This is a genomic window from Micromonospora sp. CMU55-4, assembly GCF_011602315.1.
Classification (GTDB): Bacteria; Actinomycetota; Actinomycetes; order Mycobacteriales; family Micromonosporaceae; genus Micromonospora; species Micromonospora chalcea.
In genome coordinates, this window is the sequence record NZ_JAAOLH010000013.1 from 174412 (window position 1) to 190273 (window position 15862).

Genomic DNA, 15862 nt, shown 5'->3' on the forward strand with positions numbered 1-15862 from the left:
TCCGTACCGGCTCTATCGCCGGTGTGCCCTGGCCGAACGGTGGACTGTTGCGGGACGGGTCTTGACGCCGACGGCCACTTGCCCCACTCTTCCTACCAACTAAATAGGAATACTGCGGATTGGACATTCGATGAGAGGGCTTCCCCTGCGCCGCCTGGTCACCCTGGCGACCCTGGCCGCGGTCGGCGCGGCCACGCTCGGCACCACCGCCGCCTGCGGCGAGGACAGCGACGCCGCCGGCGGGTCCGGCCCGGTCACGCTGCGCCTGGGCTACTTCCCCAACATCACGCACGCCCCGGCCGTGGTCGGCGTGGAGAAGGGGATCTTCAAGGAGAAACTCGGCAGCGACGTCGAGCTGGACACCAAGACCTTCAACGCCGGCCCGGCCGCCATCGAGGCGGTCTTCTCCGGCGCGCTCGACGCCACGTACATCGGCCCGAACCCGACGGTGAACGCCTTCTCCAAGTCCAAGGGCGAGGCGGTCCGGGTCATCTCCGGCGCGGCGTCCGGCGGCGTCGCGCTCGTGGTCAAGCCCGGCATCACCTCGGTGGAGCAGCTGCGCGGCAAGAAGATCGCCACTCCGCAGCTCGGCAACACCCAGGACGTGGCGCTGCGCTTCTGGCTCAAGGAGAAGGGCCTGGAGACCACCAAGGAGGGCGGCGGCGACGTCAAGATCGTGCCGCAGGAGAACGCGCAGACGATCGAGACGTTCGGCAGCGGCGCCATCGACGGCGCATGGGTGCCCGAGCCGTTCGTCTCCCGGCTGGTCAACGCCGGCGGCAAGGTGCTCGTCGACGAGCGTGACCTCTGGCCGGACAAGAAGTTCGTCATCACCAACCTGCTGGTCAGCACCAAGTTCCTCAAGGCACACCCGGACGTGGTGAAGAAGCTGGTCGAGGGCCAGGTCGCGGCGAACGAGTTCGTCAACACCAAGCCGGACGAGGCGCAGCAGGCCATCTCCGACCACATCGGCAAGATCACCGGCAAGCCGCTGGACCTCAAGCTGATCAAGCAGGCCTGGCCGACGCTGGAGTTCACAAACGACCCGATCCCGGCCTCGCTGAAGACCGGCCTGGACCACGCCGTCGCGGTCGGGCTGACCCAGCCGGTCGACCTGAACGGCCTGTACGACCTCAAGTACCTCAACGAGGTCCTCAAGGCGCAGGGCAAGGCCGAGGTCAGCCAGCCGTGACGTCGACGACCACGACCCCGCGCAGCGCGACCGGCTCGGTCGCGCTGCGCGGCGTCACAAAGGTGTACGGCCAGGGCGACCAGGCCGTCCTGGCGCTGGACGGACTGTCGCTGGACATCGCGCCCGGCGAGTTCGTCTGCATGGTCGGCGCGTCCGGCTGCGGCAAGAGCACGCTGCTCAACCTGGTCGCCGGCCTGGACCGGGCCAGCGGCGGCACCATCGAGCTGGGCGAGGGCGTCAACCCGGGGCTCATGTTCCAGGAGCCGGCGCTCTTCCCCTGGCTCACCGTCGAGGGCAACGTCGAGGTGCCGCTGAAGCTGCGCGGTCTCCCCCGCGACCAGCGCAAGGAGCGGGTGGCCGAGCTGCTGCGCACGGTCCACCTGTCGGAGTTCGGCCGCAAGCGCCCGCACCAGCTCTCCGGCGGCATGCGGCAGCGCGTCGCGCTGGCCCGCACGCTCGCGCTGGAGACGCCGGTGCTGCTGATGGACGAGCCGTTCGGCGCGCTGGACGCGATGACCCGCGACATCCTGCACGACGAGCTGGAGCGGATCTGGACCGAGCGCAAGCTCACCGTCCTGTTCGTCACGCACAACGTCCGCGAGGCGGCCCGGCTCGCCGACCGCATCGTGCTGCTCTCCAGCCGGCCCGGCCGGATCATCTACTCCACCGAGGTCGCCGTGCCGCGCCCCCGGCGGATCGACTCGCCGGAGGTCTCGGCCATCGCCGCCGAGGTCACCGACCGGCTGCGCAAGGAGGTGGGCCGGCATGGCCAGTGACACCCTGTCCGCGTCGGCGCGGGCCGACGCGGAGATCTCCGGGCTCGACGCGCTGGAGATCGCCGGCCGGGAGAAGGGCCCGTCCCGGGTACGCCGCCTGTGGTCGGCCACCTGGCCCAAGCTCGCCGCGCTCGCGCTCGCGGTGGCGATCTGGCAGGCGGTGGTCTGGTCCGGGTGGAAGGAGCCGTGGGCGCTGCCCGGCCCGGCCGTGGTCTTCGGCGACCTCGGGGAGTACCTGCTCAGCTCGGCGCTCTGGGAGGGCCTCGCCACCACGGCCCGGCGGGCGGCCGTCGGGTTCGCCGCCGCGGTCGCGGTCGGCCTGCTGCTCGGCCTCGGCGTGGCCCGGGTCAAGGTGCTCCGGGCCGCGCTCGGCTCGATGATCACCGCGTTGCAGACCATGCCGTCGATCGCCTGGTTCCCGCTGGCCATCCTGCTGTTCCAGCTCAGCGAGCAGGCGATCTTCTTCGTGGTGGTGCTCGGCGCCGCGCCGTCGGTCGCCAACGGCGTCATCCACGGCGTGGACTACGTGCCGCCGCTGCTGGTCCGCGCCGGCCGCAACCTCGGCGCCCGGGGGCTCAACCTCTACCGGTACGTGATCGCGCCGGCCGCGCTACCGGCCATCGTGGCCGGGCTCAAGCAGGGCTGGGCGTTCGCCTGGCGCAGCCTGATGGCCGGTGAGCTGCTGGTGGTCATCGCCACCCGCACCTCGATCGGCGCGCAGCTCACCTACGCACGCGAGCTGAGCGAGGCGCCACGCCTGATGGCCATCATGATCGTCATCCTGGTGGTGGGCCTGCTCGTGGACACCGCGTTCGGGGCCGCCGACAAGGCCATCCGCCGCCGCTGGGGCGTGCTGGACCAGGCCGGCAACTGACGTCGTGTACATCTCCGCGCGCGCCGACTACGCGCTCCGGGCCATGCTCGCCGTCGCCGACGCCGCCGGTACCCCCGGCGACGCGGTGTCCGGCGGCGGCGAGCTGGTCAAGGCGGCGAGCCTGGCCGAGAGCCAGGACATCCCGCTCAGCTTCCTCCAGGGGATCCTGCTCGACCTGCGGCGGGCCGGGCTGCTGCACAGCCATCGCGGCACCGAGGGCGGGTACGCGCTGACCCGCCCGCCGGACGAGATCAGCGTGGGCGACGTGCTCCGCGCGGTGGGTGGCGCGATCACCAGCGTCCGGGGCATCCCCGCCGACCGGGCCGGCTACCACGGCGTGGCCACCGGCCTGCGGGACGTGTGGCTGGCGGTGGACGGCGCGATCGCCCTGGTCGTGGACCGGACCACGCTCGCCGACCTGCTGAGCGACCGGGCGACGGCACCCTGACGCGCGTCCGGTCACAGGGCGACGGCGCGCGGGGTCGCGGACCCGGCCGGTTGTCGGCCACAGAGGGCATGACTCCTGGCCGATATGACTCTCGGGCATATTTATACCTGAGAGTCATATCGCTTTCCGGGCATCATCCGCCCGGCGCGGCTACTGAGCGTGCGGGGCGCTCATTCCGGGCGTGAAGCTGCGGGCGGCGCCGCGATCCGGCGAGCCGCCGTCGGAGGGCCGCCAGGGCCCGAACGCGGCCACCGCGGCGAGCGCCAGGCCGGCCCCCGCCACCGCGAGCACCAGCAGCACTTCCCGTGCACCGCCCGATCCGGCTTCCCCCGCCATGAACCGCTCCCTCCGCGTCCGGCCGACCCCCCGACCGGTCCCCGCCCGACAGCATCGCCGCCACGGCGAGGCCGGACAGTCGGACAGCCGACCGAACGTCGACTGATTCCCGACTCAGGGACGGTCGGCCGGCCCGCTCGAAGCCGAGCCGGTCAGGCGCGGTCAGCGGCGGCGCGGACGCCGGCGAGGACGGGTCGCCGGGGCGGGGTGCGCGGCAGCGGGCGCGGCGATGGTCACCGGCACACCGGACGGCTCCCGGGCGCCGGTGAGCCGGCTCAGCTCGCTGTCGCCGGGGCGTACCCGGGTGGTCTTGGGGTTGATGCCCGCGGTGCTCATCAGCCGGGCGACGTCGCGGCGCTGCTCCGGCAGCACCAGCGTGACCACGGTGCCCGACTCGCCGGCCCGCGCGGTCCGGCCACCCCGGTGCAGGTAGTCCTTGGCCTCCGCGGGCGGGTCGGCGTTGACCACCAGGTCCAGCCCGTCGACGTGGATGCCCCGGGCCGCCACGTCGGTGGCCACCAGCGCGGTGACCTGCCCGGTGCGGAACTGCTCCAGGATGCGGGTGCGCTGCGGCTGCGACTTGCCGCCGTGCAGCGCCGCGGCGCGTACGCCCTTGGCGAGCAACTGCCGGGCCACCCGGTCGGCGCGGTGCTTGGTGGCGATGAAGACGATGGTGCGGCCCTCGCGGGCGGCGATGTGGGCCAGCGCGGCCTGCTTGTCGTCCGCCTCGAGGTGCAGCACGTGGTGGGTCATCGCGGTGACGGTGGCGGTGCCCGGGTCGACGGAATGCGTCACCGGGTCGGCCAGGAATCGGCGGACCAGCCGGTCCACGCCCCGGTCCAGGGTGGCCGAGAAGAGCATCCGCTGCCCGCCCGGCGCGACCTGCTCCAGCAGCTTCGTCACCTGCGGCAGGAAGCCCATGTCGGCCATCTGGTCGGCCTCGTCCAGCACCGTGATGGACACCTGGTCCAGCCGGGCCTCCCCGCGATCGATCAGGTCGTGCAGCCGGCCCGGCGTGGCCACCAGCACCTCGGCGCCGGCGCGCAGCGCGGCCGCCTGCCGGGTCAGGGAGAGCCCGCCGACCACTGTGGCGCAGCGCAGCCCGAGCGTGGCAGCGTACGGGGTGAGCGCGGCGGTGACCTGCGCGGCCAGTTCCCGGGTGGGTACGAGCACCAGCGCGAGCGGACGGCCCGGACGGGCCCGGCGGCCGGCCGTACGGTGCAGCAGCGGCAGCCCGAACGCGAGCGTCTTGCCGGAGCCGGTGCGGCCCCGGCCGAGCACGTCGCGGCCGGCCAGCGAGTCCGGCAGCGTGGCCGCCTGGATCGGGAACGGCGCGGAGATGCCCTGCGCGGTCAGCTCGGAGACGAGCGCCGGCGCCAGGCCGGTGGCGGCGAACGTGGGCAGGGTCGTGGTCATGCGGAAAGCCTTCCTCGAGGCGGCACGTGTCGAGGAAGGGCGCCGGGCTGCGGCGCGTCACCGGCGTCACCGGTGGTCACAAGCACGAACCGAAAGGGACGGGCCGGCCCGGCAGAGGCGGGCCGGCCCGTGCACCGCGCCCGAGAGGGCGCGGTGGTGGTGCCGGTTGATCCGAAGATCAGAGCGGGCGGATGTTCTCCGCCTGCGGGCCCTTCTGGCCCTGGGTCACCTCGAACTCGACCCGCTGGTTCTCGTCCAGGCTCCGGTAGCCGGAGGTCTGGATCGCCGAGAAGTGGGCGAAGACGTCGGCGCCGCCGTCGTCCGGGGTGATGAAGCCGAAGCCCTTGTCAGCGTTGAACCACTTGACGGTGCCAATTGCCATGTGTTTCGTCTCCTTGACGGAACGGTCGGCCCGCACGTGTTGCGGGCCGGAGAGGAGCACCCCGCGCGTGGAATACGCGGCGTGCCTGTCGCTGCTGGTCGCCCCGCCCGGAGAACTCCGGACACAACAAAGAGCGCCTGGGGCCACAATCCGCCAGGCGCACACAGAGTCTCTGGAAACCAAAACTGCAACCCGGACAACGTATCACGGACTCGTGCGCTGCGGTAGATCCCCCGGGATTTCCGGCACGGCGGCCACCAGATCGGCCAGCCCGTCCGCGTCGAGCAGGTCGGCCGGGCGGATGGTCACCGAGTCCCGGACGTAGTGGAACGCCGCGCCGACCCGCTCCACCGGCACCCCGGCCAGTTCCGCCCAGGCCAGCCGGTAGACCGCCAACTGCACCGCCGCCGCGTCGGCCTCCCGGCCGGTGGGCTGCCGCCCGGTCTTCCAGTCGACCACGTCGTAGCGCCCGCCCGGGCGGGCGAACACGGCGTCCATCCGGCCCCGGATCACCACCCCGGCGACGACAGTGGCGAACGGCACCTCCACCTCCACCGGCACCCGGTCGGCCCACTCGCTGGCCAGGAAGCGCTCCTGCAACTCGACCAGGGCCTCGTCCGGGGCCGCGTCCTCGTCCGCCGCGCCGGGCAGCTCGTCCACGTCGAGCAGCCGGTCCGCGCCGAAGCGCTGCTCCAGCCAGGCGTGGAACGCGGTGCCGCGCCGGGCGTACGGCGTCGGTTCGGTGGGCATCGGGCGGCGCAGCGTACGGGCCAGCGCCTCCGGGTCGCGGCGCAACGCCACCAGCTGGGTCACCGAGAGATGGCCGGGCAGTTCGACCTCGACCGCCTCGGCCTGCCGGGCCAGCTCCGCCCGCTCGGCGAGCAGCAGCTCGGCCTCACGCCGCCAGCGGGCCACCTCGGCGTCCTCCGCCGCGCCGGTGGTGGCGAGCAGCGCCGCCTCGCGCCGGGCCACCTCCGGGTCGGCGAGGTACCGGCGAACCAGCGCCGCCGCCTCGGTCAGCGCGGGCCGGCGGGCGCCCAGCGGGTCGGCCGGCCACTCGGCCCGCAGCACCGTCTCGGTGGTCGGGTTCACCGCGTCCCCGGCCGGCTCGGGCGTCCACGCGTCGATTACACGGCCGTCCGGGTCGGCCAGGCAGGCGTCGTGCACCTCCCGCAGGAACACCGACGGGCCGCGGAACCGCTTGGTCCCCTCCCCCCACCAGTAGCCGGAGCAGAGCAGCAGGCGGCGGGGGCGGGTCACCGCCACGTACGCCAGCCGGCGCTCCTCCCGCTCGTCGTGCGCCCGCCAGTCGTCGGTGAACTCGGTCAGCGCCCGGGCCACCCCGCGCTGGTCCTCCGCCTCCGGCAGGGCCAGCTCGGGCAGCCCGTCCGCGTCGCCGCGCAGCGGGAACGGCAGCACGCCCAGCCCGCCCAGCCAGTGGTCGGAGTTGCGCACCGGCCCCGGCCAGACGCCCCGGGTCATCCCGGCCACCGCCACCACGTCCCACTCCAGGCCCTTGGCGGCGTGCGAGGTGAGCACCTGCACCGCGCCGGCCACCACCTCGACCTCGCCCGGCGCCAGCCCACGCTCCTCGTCCTCGGCGGCGGCCAGGTAGGCGAGGAAACCGGCGAGCGTCGCGCCGGGCGTCTCGCCGCTGAACCGGGCCGCCACGTCGCCGAGCGCGTCCAGGTGCGCGCGGGCCAGCCCGGCGTCGCCCGCGCCGTCCCGGCCGGCCCGGACCGCCACCTCGACGTCGAGGCCGATGGTCCGCTCGATGTCCGCGATCAGTTCCGGCAGCGACTGGTCCAGGCGGTAGCGCAGCAGCGCCAGTTCCATCCCGTACGAGCGCAGCCGCGCGTAGCCCTCGGCCGAGTACGCCTGCGCCGGCCCCAGGTCCGCCAGCGCCTCCACGAGCGTCGCCTCGTCCAGCACGTCCACGGTGATCTCCGGGCCCTCGTCGCCGGTCAGTTCCCGGCGGCTGCGGGCGATCGCGCGAGCGCGGCGGTGCAGGGCGACCAGGTCACGCGGGCCGATCCGCCAGCGCGCGCCGGTGAGCAGTCGCAGCAACGCCGCCCCGTCGGTCGGGTCGGCGAGCACGCGCAGCGTGCACACCACGTCCCGTACCTCGGGGGTGTCCAGCAGCCCGCCCAGGCCGACCACGTCGACAGGAAGCCCACGGGCGCGCAACGCCGCCTCGATCGCCGGGATCTGGCTGCGCAGCCGCACCAGCACCGCGGTGGTCGGGCGGCGGTCGGCCGGGATGTGCTCGGGCAGCGCGCCGGGCATCCCGGCCGCGCCCCGCCAGGCCGCCAGCACGCTGTCCGCGATCCAGTCGGCCTCGTCGGCGTACGTCTCCAGCAGCGCGCAGTGCACGGTGCCGGCGGCCTGCCCGCCCGGGGTGCGGTGCGGGATCGGGTCGCGGACGCTGAGCGCGGCGTGCAGCTCCGGCACCCGCGCGCCGGCCGCCCGCAGCGGCACCGACAGCGTGTTGGCGACACCGAGGATCTCCGGCCGGTTGCGCCAGCTCGTGGTCAGGCTGAGCACGTCGGCGGGGCTGCCGTCGGTGCGGGCGAACTCGGCCGGGAACCGGTCCAGCGTGCCGGCGCTGGCCCCGCGCCAGCCGTAGATGGACTGGCACGGGTCGCCCACGGCGGTGACCGGGTGGCCGCCGCCGAACAGCGCGTTGAGCAGCACCACCTGGGCGTGGCTGGTGTCCTGGTACTCGTCGAGCAGCACCACCCGGAACCGGTCCCGCTCGATCACGCCGACGCCGGGGTGGTCGCGGGCCACCCGGGCCGCGCGGGCGAGCTGGTCGGCGAAGTCCATCGCCTCGAAGTCGTCCTTGCGCCGGGCGTACGCGCGCACCAGCGGCAGCAGCTTCAGCCGGGTCCGCTGGAGCTGGAGCGCCTTGCGCACGTCGGCGTAGACCCGGCCGGGACGCGACTGCACCTCGGCGAAGAACCGGCCGGTCCAGCCGGCCAGCTCGTCCGGGTCGACCAGGTGCTCGTCCAGCTCACCGGCGAGCGCCAGGACCGCGTCGGTGATGGTGGACGGCATCCGGTCCACCTCGGACATGTCCCCGTCGTAGTTGCGCACCAGCATGTCGACGAGCTGCCAGCGGGACGCCTCGGTGAGCAGCCGGGTGGTCGGCTCGTACCCGGCGCGCAGCCCGTGCTCGGTGACGATCCGCCCGGCGTACGAGTGGTACGTGGACACGGTCGGCTCGCCCGCCAGCGGGTCGTCGTGCGGGTCCCGCCCCTGCCGGCCGAGCCGCCGGATGAGCTGGTCGAGCCGCGTGCGGACCCGGTGGGCCAGCTCGCCGGCCGCCTTGCGGGTGAAGGTGAGGCCGAGGATGTGCTCGGGGCGCACGTAGGAGTTGGCGACCAGCCACACCACCCGCGCGGCCATCGTCTCGGTCTTGCCGGAGCCGGCGCCCGCGACCACCAGCAGCGGCTCCACCGGCGCGGCGATGATCGCGGCCTGTTCCCGGGTGGGCGCGGGCAGCCGCAGCAGCCGGGCCAGCTCCACCGGCGTGTAGCGGGGCCCGGCGTCGGCCGCGCGCGGCGCGGGCGTGGCGGAGGCGCCGAACAGCGCCGGCTGAACGCTCATGAGTTCTCCGGGGGCGGCTCGACCACCTGGCGGCCCTGGCCGGAGACCGGGCAGCTGGTGCGTACCGGGCAGACCCGGCACTTGGAGTTGGCCACCGCGGCGAACGTCGAGGCGGCCATCGTGTCGGCGGTACGGCGCACCAGCGCGGTGGCCCACCCGGCCTCCGGCCCCTCCCCGGCCGCGGCCTGGGTCTGCTCCTTGGCGTCCCGCGCGCCGGTGCCGAGCTGCACCAGCGCGGCCCCGCCCGTTTCCTCGCCGAACTCGGCGAACCCGCCCGCCTCCACCGCCGCCTGGTACGCGCCGAGCTGCGGATGCTCGGCCACCTCCCGCTCGGTGACCGCCGTCGACTTGCCGGTCTTCAGGTCGATCACCACGAGCCGCCCCTCGGCGTCGACCTCCAGCCGGTCGACCCGGCCGGTCAGCTCGATCGGGCGGGACGGATCGTCGAGGCGGACCGCGAACTCGTGCTCGATCGCCAGCAGCCGGCGCGGGTTTCCGGCCAGCCAGCGCAGCAGCTTGTCCACCATCGCCTCGGCGCGCTGCCGCTCCGGGCCGGCCATCCACCGGGCGGCCAGCTCGATCGCGTCGAACCGGGCGGCCACGTACTCCAGCAACGCCTCCCGGTCGACGCTGGCGTCCTCGGCGAGCATCGCGGCGGCGTGCACCAGGTTGCCGACGCCCTGCGCGGCGCTCGCCGGCCCGCTGCCGCCGTGCCGTTCCAGCAGCCAGCGCAGGCTGCACCGCAACGCGCTCTCCATCGCCGACGGCGTGACCCGCACCGGCTCGCCCTCGTCGACCAGCGGGCGGTCGTCGGAGAGGCCGCGCAGCCCCCACCAGTCGTCCGGGTGCGCGCCGGGCACCCCGGCGGCGGCCAGCCGCGCCAGCTCACCCGCCGCCGCGTGCCGCCGGGTGATCGGCGCCGCCGGGTCGGTGACAGCGGTACGCAGCTCCGCCACCAGCGCGGACAGGGTGAGACCGCGTGGCGGCAGCGTGACCGGGAGTACGGCGGGCGGCCCGTCCTGCGGATGCTCGTCCCCGTGCGGCACCGGCCCGTCAGCGGTTTGCCCGCGCGTGACCTGGCCGGTCGGTCCGTTCCCGGCCGGGTCCGGGCCGGTCGGGTCCGGGCCGGTCGGGTCCGGGCCGGTCGGGGCGGTGCCGCCTGCGCCGGTGGCGGGTGGGTCGGCGGCTGCGATTTCGTGCAGGAAGCGGCTCGGCTGCTCCTCGTGGTCGTCCCCGCCGACCGCCGCCGACGCCACAGCGGTGACCAGCAGCCGCCGCCGCGCCCGGCTGATCGCCACGTGGAACAGCCGCCGCTCCTCGTCCAGCAACGCCGACGTCTGCCCGACCAGGCTGGCCCGCAGGCCGGCCCCGTCGGCGCGACCGGCCAGCACGTCGACCAGGCGCTCCGAGCCGAGCAGGCTGCCGCGCAGGCGCAGGTCCGGCCAGACGCCCTCCTGCACCCCGGCCACCGCGACCAGGTCCCATTCCAGGCCCTTCGCGGCGTGCGCGGTGAGCAGGCGTACCGCGTCGCCCCGGTCGGCGGCGGCGGCGAGCGTGTCGGCGGGCAGTTCCTGCCCGAGAACGTGGTCGAGGAACACCTCGGTACGCGCGCCGGGCAGCCGGTCGGTGAACCGGGCCGCCGCGTCGAACAGCACGAGTACGGCGTCCAGGTCCCGGTCGGCGGCCTCGGCCCGCCACCGCTGGGCGGTCTCGTGCTCGCCGGTGGCCGCCCGCCCCCTGGTGATCGCCCCGGCCCAGCGTTCGGCCAGCCCGCTCTCCCGCCACACCGCCCAGAGCACGTCCTCGACCGTCGCGCCCGGGGTGGCGGCGGCCTGCCGGGCGGTCTCCAGCAGGTGCGCCACGGCCTGCGCGGGGGCCGCCCAGCGGCGCTCGATGGTGGACAGTTCGGCCGGGTCGCGCAGCGCCTCCACCAGCAGGTCGCCGGAGGAACGGCGGTCGCCGCCGGCCAGCGCCAGCGCCCGCAGCCCTTGACGCAGCCGCCGCTCGGCCAGCGGGTCGGCCCCGCCCAGCGGCGAGTGCAGCAGCGCGACAGCGGCTTCCTCGTCCAGCCGGTCCGGTTCGAGCGCACAGCGCAGCAGGAGCAGCAGCGGGGCGACCGCTGGCTGGAGGTGCAGCGGAAGGTCCTCGCCGTGCACGACGGTCGGCACCCCGGCCGTGTGCAGCGCGCGCCGCAGCGACGGCAGTTGCCGGCCGGTGGAGCGGACCAGCACCGCCATCCGGGACCACGGCACGCCGTCGAGCAGGTGCGCCTCGCGCAACGCGTGCGCCAGCCAGGCCGACTCGCTGGTGGCGGAGCGGAACGTCCGTACCTCCACCGTTCCGGCCGGCGCATCGGGCAGCGGGCGCAGCCGCCGGTGCGCCGCCGGGCCGCGCAGCCGCCGGGCCAGCCGGGCGGTGGCCGCGAGCAGTTCCGGCCCGGCCCGGTACGAGGTGGTGAGCGTGACCTGGGCCGCCGGCGCGCCGGAGGCGGTGCGGAAGCGGTGCGGGAACGTGGCGACGCCGGCCGGGTCGGCGCCCCGGAAGGCGTACGTGGACGAGTCCGGGTCGGCGAACGCCACCAGGGATCGCCCGCCTCCGGCCACCACGGCGAGCAGGTCGAGCTGCGCCGGGTCGGTGTCGGCCAACTCGTCCACGTACACGTGGGCCAGGCGGCGGCGCTCGGCGGCGAGCAGCTCGGGATCGTCGAGCAGCATGCCGGTGGCGGCCCGCACCAGCTCCGCCGGGTCGTACGCGACCGAGCCCCTGTTGCTCACGTCGCGCAGGGCGAGCACGGCGACGTACTCCCGCAGGAAACGCGCGGCGGCCGGCCAGTCGGCGCGGCCCAGCTTCTCGCCGAGCCGGGCCAGCTCCACCGGCCCGACGCCGCGCTCCGCGGCCCGCATCAGCAGGTCGCGCAGCTGCTGGGCGAACGCCCGGGTACGCAGCGCGGGGCGCAGATCCTCCGGCCAGCCGACCGGGTCGTCGCCGGGCTCCTCCCCCACCACGTCGAGCAGCTCGCGGATGATCAGATCCTGCTCCGGGCCGGTGAGCAGCCGCGGTGAGGGCTCGCCGCGTTCGGCCGCCGCGCGGCGCAGCAGCCCGAAGGCGTACGCCGGGAACGTGCGCACCAGCGGCTCGCGGACCACGCGGTGTCCGTCCCCGGCGATACGCGCCTCGATCCGGTGGCGCAGCTCGGTGGCGCCCCGCCGGCCGAAGGTGAGCACCAAGATCCGCTCCGGGTCGACGCCCTCGGCCACCCGGGCGGCGACCGCCTCGACGAGCGTGGACGTCTTGCCGGTGCCGGGACCACCCACGACGAGCATCGGCCCGTCGGTGTGCGCGACCACCTCGGCCTGCACCGGATCGACCCGGCGCGAGACGTTCGTGCCCGCCCCGGCCCTGGTCCCCGACGGTGACGACGCCCCGGTCCCGGTCTGCGGCGAGGCGCTGTCGTGCGGCGTGGCGGTCTGTGGGTGCGCGGCATCGCCCGCCGACCCCCCGGATCGCGGCTCCGCCTCGGCCGGCCCACCGGACCGACCCACCCCCTGCCCCGCCCCGGCGTCGTGGGTGACCCCCGCCCCCGCGCCGCCGGGCCGGCGCACCAACCGGTACGCCTGCATCACCGACATCCCACCACGCCGGTACGACACCCGGAAACCGACAGTCGTCCCGCCCGTCACCAGCTCACCTTGCCCGCGGCGCGCACCATTGCCGGCTCCGCCCCACGCCCGGCTCCATGCGTTCACGCCACCTCGGCGAAGTGGCCGCATCACGCGCGCCCGGACACCACCACCTCCCCGAAGTGGTGTCGATCAAGCACGCCGAGACGGTGGTGAACAAGCACGGGTGGCCGGGCGCGCGTCAGGTGAGGCGGGCGTCGATCAGGTCGAGCGCGGCGGGCACGCTGTCGGCGACCATCAGCAGGTCCAGCGCGGCCGGCTTGAGGAAGCGCTGCTCGCCGAGCCCGCGGATCCAGTCGAGCAGCGGCCGGTAGAAGCCGTCCACGTCGACGATCACCATCGGCTTGGCGTGCAGGGCCAGGGTGGCTGTAGTCCACACCTCGAACAGCTCGTCCAACGTGCCCAGGCCGCCGGGCAGCGCCACGAACGCGTCGGACTTCTCGTCCATCAGCGTCTTGCGGTCGGCCAGGCTGTCGGTCACCAGCAGCTCGTCGGAGTCCAGGTCGGCGACCTCCAGGTCGACCAGGGACTGCGGGATGACGCCGATGGTGCGGCCGCCGGCCGCCCGCGCGCCCTCCACCACGGCGCCCATCATGCCGACGCAGCCGCCGCCGCTCACCAGCGTGTGACCGCGCCGGGCGAGTTCCTCGCCGGTCTCGGTGGCCAGCGCGAGCCAGCGGTCGTCGAGAGTACGGGAGGACGCGCAGAAGACACAGACGTTCGCCACGTTCAGCTCCGTCCGGCCGGGCCCTCGGGGGCGGCCTCGGCGGCGGCGCGCTGGTCGGCGGCGACCCGGGCGACCGCCTCCTCGCGTACCGCCTCCTGCTCGGCGGAGAGCACCGCCTCGGCCTCCACGATGTGCCGGACCGCTTCGTTGACGTCGTCGGTGAGCCGGATCAGGTCGAGGTCGGCCGGGCCGATCTTGCCCTCGGCGGCCATCGTCGTACGCAGCCAGTCGAGCAGTCCGCGCCAGTAGTCGGTGCCCATCAGCACCACCGGGAACCGGGTCACCTTGCCGGTCTGCACCAGGGTGAGCGCCTCGAACAGCTCGTCCAGGGTGCCGAAGCCGCCGGGCAGCACCACGAACGCCTGGGCGTACTTGACGAACATGGTCTTGCGGGCGAAGAAGTAGCGGAAGTCGATGGCCAGGTCGACCCAGTCGTTGAGGCCCTGCTCGAACGGCAGCTCGATGCCGAGCCCGACGGAGAGGCCGCCGGCTTCGCCGGCGCCACGGTTGGCGGCCTCCATCACGCCGGGGCCGCCCCCGGTGATCACCGCGTAGCCGGCCCGGGCCAGTGCCGCGCCCACTTCCTCGGCCATCCGGCACTCCGGGCTGTCCGGCTTGCTGCGGGCGGAGCCGAAGACGCTCACCGCCGGGGGCAGGTCGGCGAGGGTGTCGAAGCCCTCGACGAACTCGGACAGGATCCGCAGGGCCCGCCAGGCGTCCTTGGTCTTCCAGTCGCTGCGTCCCCGGGAGTCGAGCAGTCGCTGATCAGCGGTACTCGTCGGAATCGCCCGGTTGCGCAGCGTCACCGCACCGCGGTGCCGTTCCGCCCGACGCGTCTCCCCCCGCTGCCCCTGCCCAGCCGACTTCCCGCTGCTCTCGCCCATGTGGTCACCGTAATGGAGCGGATCCGGCGGGACGCGCTGGCCCGGGAGCCGAAGAAAATCTGGGATACGGGCAACTAAATCGCTGGCTCGTACGTCTTACTATTCACATACCCGGTATACCCCGGGCGACGCGCCTTCGGGGGAGGAGCCAGCGTTGATCAGTAACAGCGAGATGATCCGGATTCGCCGTCAGATGCAGCGGCGGATCCGCGACGTGGTGGCCGAGCGCCGCCGCGCCCGGATGATGGAGACCCACCGCACCGACCTCACCGGCGAGACCGGCGAGGCGGACGCGCCCCTGACGACCAGCGTCTGACGATCCGGGGCCCGCCAGGCGGGTGCGGGCCCCGGATCGCGGCGCGTCAGGCCGGGGCCAGCCAGCGGTGCAGGGTGGCCGCGCCGTCCCGGATCTTGGTCAGTTCGACGTGCTCGTCCTTGTGGTGCGCCAGGTTCGGGTCGCCGGGCCCGAAGTTCAGCGCCGGGATGCCCATGGCCGCGAACCGCGCCACGTCCGTCCAGCCCAGCTTGCCGATCGGGGCGGCGCCCACCGCCGCCAGGAACTCCTGCGCCGCCGGGTTGTCCAGCCCGGGTGGCGCGCCGGCCGCCGCGTCGGTGACCGCCAGGTCGAAGCCGGCGAAGACCTCGCGCAGGTGCGCCTCGGCGCCCGCCGGGTCGCGGTCCGGGGCGTACCGGTAGTTGATCTCGATCTCGCACCGGTCGGGGATGACGTTGCCGGCCACCCCGCCGGTGATCCGTACCGCGTTGAGGCCCTCGCGGTAGTCGCAGCCCTCGATCGTCACCCGGCGCGCCTCGTACGTGGTCAGCCGCCGCAGCACCTCGCTCGCGCCGTGGATGGCGTTCACCCCGTGCCAGGAACGCGCCGCGTGGGCCCGCTCCCCGTGCGTGGTGATCACCGCCCGCATGGTGCCCTGGCAGCCCGCCTCGACGATGCCGTACGTCGGCTCCAGCAGCACCGCGAAGTCGGCCTCCAGCCACTCCGGGTGGGTCTGCGCGACCAGGGTGAGGCCGTTGTACTTCGACTCGATCTCCTCCGCCTCGTAGAAGAAGTACGTGACGTCGTAGCGCGGGTCGGGCAGCGTGACCGCCAGGTGCAGGGCGAACGCCACGCCGGACTTCATGTCGGAGGTGCCGCAGCCGTACATCAGGTCGCCGCGCATGGTCGAGGGGAAGTTGCCGTTGAGCGGGACGGTGTCCAGGTGGCCGGCGAGCACCACGCGCTGGGCCCGGCCCAGGTCGGTACGGGCCATGACGGTGTTCTGGTGCCGGTACGTGGTCAGGTGCGGCACACGGCGCAGCACCTCCTCGACGCAGTCGGCGATCGCCTTCTCGTTGAGGGAGACCGACTCGATGTCGACCAGGGCGCGGGTCAGCGCCACCGGATCGGCCAGGACCTCGGGGGTCAACGGGTTCTGCATGTCTCGCACGGTACCGTCAACCTCGGCGGGCCAGGGAACACGTTCGGCGAGGCCCGCGGCCGCGAGCAGCGGCGGACGCCGTTGCCGGAGGAGAAGGGTGAC

General features: G+C 74.4%; 13 protein-coding genes. 5 read left to right on the plus strand and 8 right to left on the minus strand.

Annotated elements, in window-relative coordinates:
• Positions 1 to 130: 130 nt before the first annotated feature.
• The 4 genes from HA073_RS22370 to HA073_RS22385 are packed head-to-tail and all read left to right on the plus strand — an operon-like array spanning position 131 to position 3290.
• Complete coding sequence (locus HA073_RS22370) at positions 131 to 1192, plus strand: ABC transporter substrate-binding protein (protein ID WP_064447905.1); 1062 nt, start codon at positions 131 to 133, stop codon at positions 1190 to 1192.
• The gene (locus tag HA073_RS22375; RefSeq protein ID WP_030503658.1) at positions 1189 to 1968 is read left to right on the plus strand and encodes an ABC transporter ATP-binding protein; all 780 of its coding nucleotides are present in this window, start codon (positions 1189 to 1191) and stop codon (positions 1966 to 1968) included. Before HA073_RS22370 ends, HA073_RS22375 begins: the two co-directional genes overlap by 4 nt.
• Positions 1958 to 2842 (plus strand): ABC transporter permease, encoded by an 885-nt coding sequence (locus HA073_RS22380; protein WP_030503657.1) that lies wholly within the window; start codon positions 1958 to 1960, stop codon positions 2840 to 2842. Before HA073_RS22375 ends, HA073_RS22380 begins: the two co-directional genes overlap by 11 nt.
• A gap of 4 nt (positions 2843 to 2846) precedes the next feature.
• Complete coding sequence (locus HA073_RS22385) at positions 2847 to 3290, plus strand: Rrf2 family transcriptional regulator (RefSeq protein WP_069087336.1); 444 nt, start codon at positions 2847 to 2849, stop codon at positions 3288 to 3290.
• A gap of 150 nt (positions 3291 to 3440) precedes the next feature.
• Here the strand turns inward: HA073_RS22385 and HA073_RS22390 are convergent, their stop codons facing one another.
• The 7 genes from HA073_RS22390 to HA073_RS22420 all read right to left on the minus strand — a co-directional run bounded on the left by HA073_RS22390 (position 3441) and on the right by HA073_RS22420 (position 14324).
• Positions 3441 to 3626 carry a hypothetical protein gene (locus HA073_RS22390; RefSeq protein ID WP_043328445.1) on the minus strand — a complete coding sequence of 62 codons (186 nt, stop codon included), beginning with the start codon at positions 3624 to 3626 and terminating at the stop codon, positions 3441 to 3443.
• A gap of 162 nt (positions 3627 to 3788) precedes the next feature.
• Positions 3789 to 5042 carry a DEAD/DEAH box helicase gene (locus tag HA073_RS22395; RefSeq protein WP_166457210.1) on the minus strand — a complete coding sequence of 418 codons (1254 nt, stop codon included), beginning with the start codon at positions 5040 to 5042 and terminating at the stop codon, positions 3789 to 3791.
• 178 nt (positions 5043 to 5220) lie between these two features.
• Entirely contained in the window at positions 5221 to 5424 is a 204-nt protein-coding gene (locus HA073_RS22400; RefSeq protein ID WP_013288421.1) for a cold-shock protein, read from the minus strand.
• Positions 5425 to 5628: 204 nt separating this feature from the next.
• Positions 5629 to 9033 (minus strand): ATP-dependent helicase, encoded by a 3405-nt coding sequence (locus tag HA073_RS22405; protein WP_166457211.1) that lies wholly within the window; start codon positions 9031 to 9033, stop codon positions 5629 to 5631.
• Positions 9030 to 12653 (minus strand): ATP-dependent DNA helicase, encoded by a 3624-nt coding sequence (locus HA073_RS22410; RefSeq protein WP_205798233.1) that lies wholly within the window; start codon positions 12651 to 12653, stop codon positions 9030 to 9032. The genes HA073_RS22405 and HA073_RS22410 overlap by 4 nt, the downstream gene beginning before the upstream one ends.
• Positions 12654 to 12894: 241 nt before the next feature.
• Positions 12895 to 13440, minus strand: coding sequence for a TIGR00730 family Rossman fold protein (locus HA073_RS22415; protein WP_043328444.1), 546 nt, complete (start codon positions 13438 to 13440; stop codon positions 12895 to 12897).
• Positions 13441 to 13442: 2 nt separating this feature from the next.
• A complete protein-coding gene (locus tag HA073_RS22420) occupies positions 13443 to 14324 on the minus strand; it encodes a TIGR00730 family Rossman fold protein (RefSeq protein ID WP_113974675.1) in 882 nt (293 codons plus the stop codon).
• Between the two features lie 154 nt (positions 14325 to 14478).
• Between HA073_RS22420 and HA073_RS22425 the strand changes: the two genes are divergently transcribed.
• Entirely contained in the window at positions 14479 to 14640 is a 162-nt protein-coding gene (locus tag HA073_RS22425) for a hypothetical protein (RefSeq protein ID WP_166457212.1), read from the plus strand.
• 46 nt (positions 14641 to 14686) lie between these two features.
• Here the strand turns inward: HA073_RS22425 and dapE are convergent, their stop codons facing one another.
• Positions 14687 to 15760 carry a succinyl-diaminopimelate desuccinylase gene (dapE, locus tag HA073_RS22430; RefSeq protein ID WP_043328442.1) on the minus strand — a complete coding sequence of 358 codons (1074 nt, stop codon included), beginning with the start codon at positions 15758 to 15760 and terminating at the stop codon, positions 14687 to 14689.
• Positions 15761 to 15862 lie beyond the last annotated feature (102 nt).

What these genes read in the sequence shown, in the direction of transcription:
- HA073_RS22395 (WP_166457210.1), bottom strand. Translation starts at nt 5,042, where the DNA reads ATGACCACGACCCTGCCCACGTTCGCCGCCACCGGCCTGGCGCCGGCG.
- dapE (WP_043328442.1), bottom strand. Translation starts at nt 15,760, where the DNA reads ATGCAGAACCCGTTGACCCCCGAGGTCCTGGCCGATCCGGTGGCGCTG.
- HA073_RS22410 (WP_205798233.1), bottom strand. Translation starts at nt 12,653, where the DNA reads ATGCAGGCGTACCGGTTGGTGCGCCGGCCCGGCGGCGCGGGGGCGGGG.
- HA073_RS22380 (WP_030503657.1), top strand. Translation starts at nt 1,958, where the DNA reads ATGGCCAGTGACACCCTGTCCGCGTCGGCGCGGGCCGACGCGGAGATC.
- HA073_RS22390 (WP_043328445.1), bottom strand. Translation starts at nt 3,626, where the DNA reads ATGGCGGGGGAAGCCGGATCGGGCGGTGCACGGGAAGTGCTGCTGGTG.
- HA073_RS22400 (WP_013288421.1), bottom strand. Translation starts at nt 5,424, where the DNA reads ATGGCAATTGGCACCGTCAAGTGGTTCAACGCTGACAAGGGCTTCGGC.
- HA073_RS22405 (WP_166457211.1), bottom strand. Translation starts at nt 9,033, where the DNA reads ATGAGCGTTCAGCCGGCGCTGTTCGGCGCCTCCGCCACGCCCGCGCCG.
- HA073_RS22370 (WP_064447905.1), top strand. Translation starts at nt 131, where the DNA reads ATGAGAGGGCTTCCCCTGCGCCGCCTGGTCACCCTGGCGACCCTGGCC.
- HA073_RS22420 (WP_113974675.1), bottom strand. Translation starts at nt 14,324, where the DNA reads ATGGGCGAGAGCAGCGGGAAGTCGGCTGGGCAGGGGCAGCGGGGGGAG.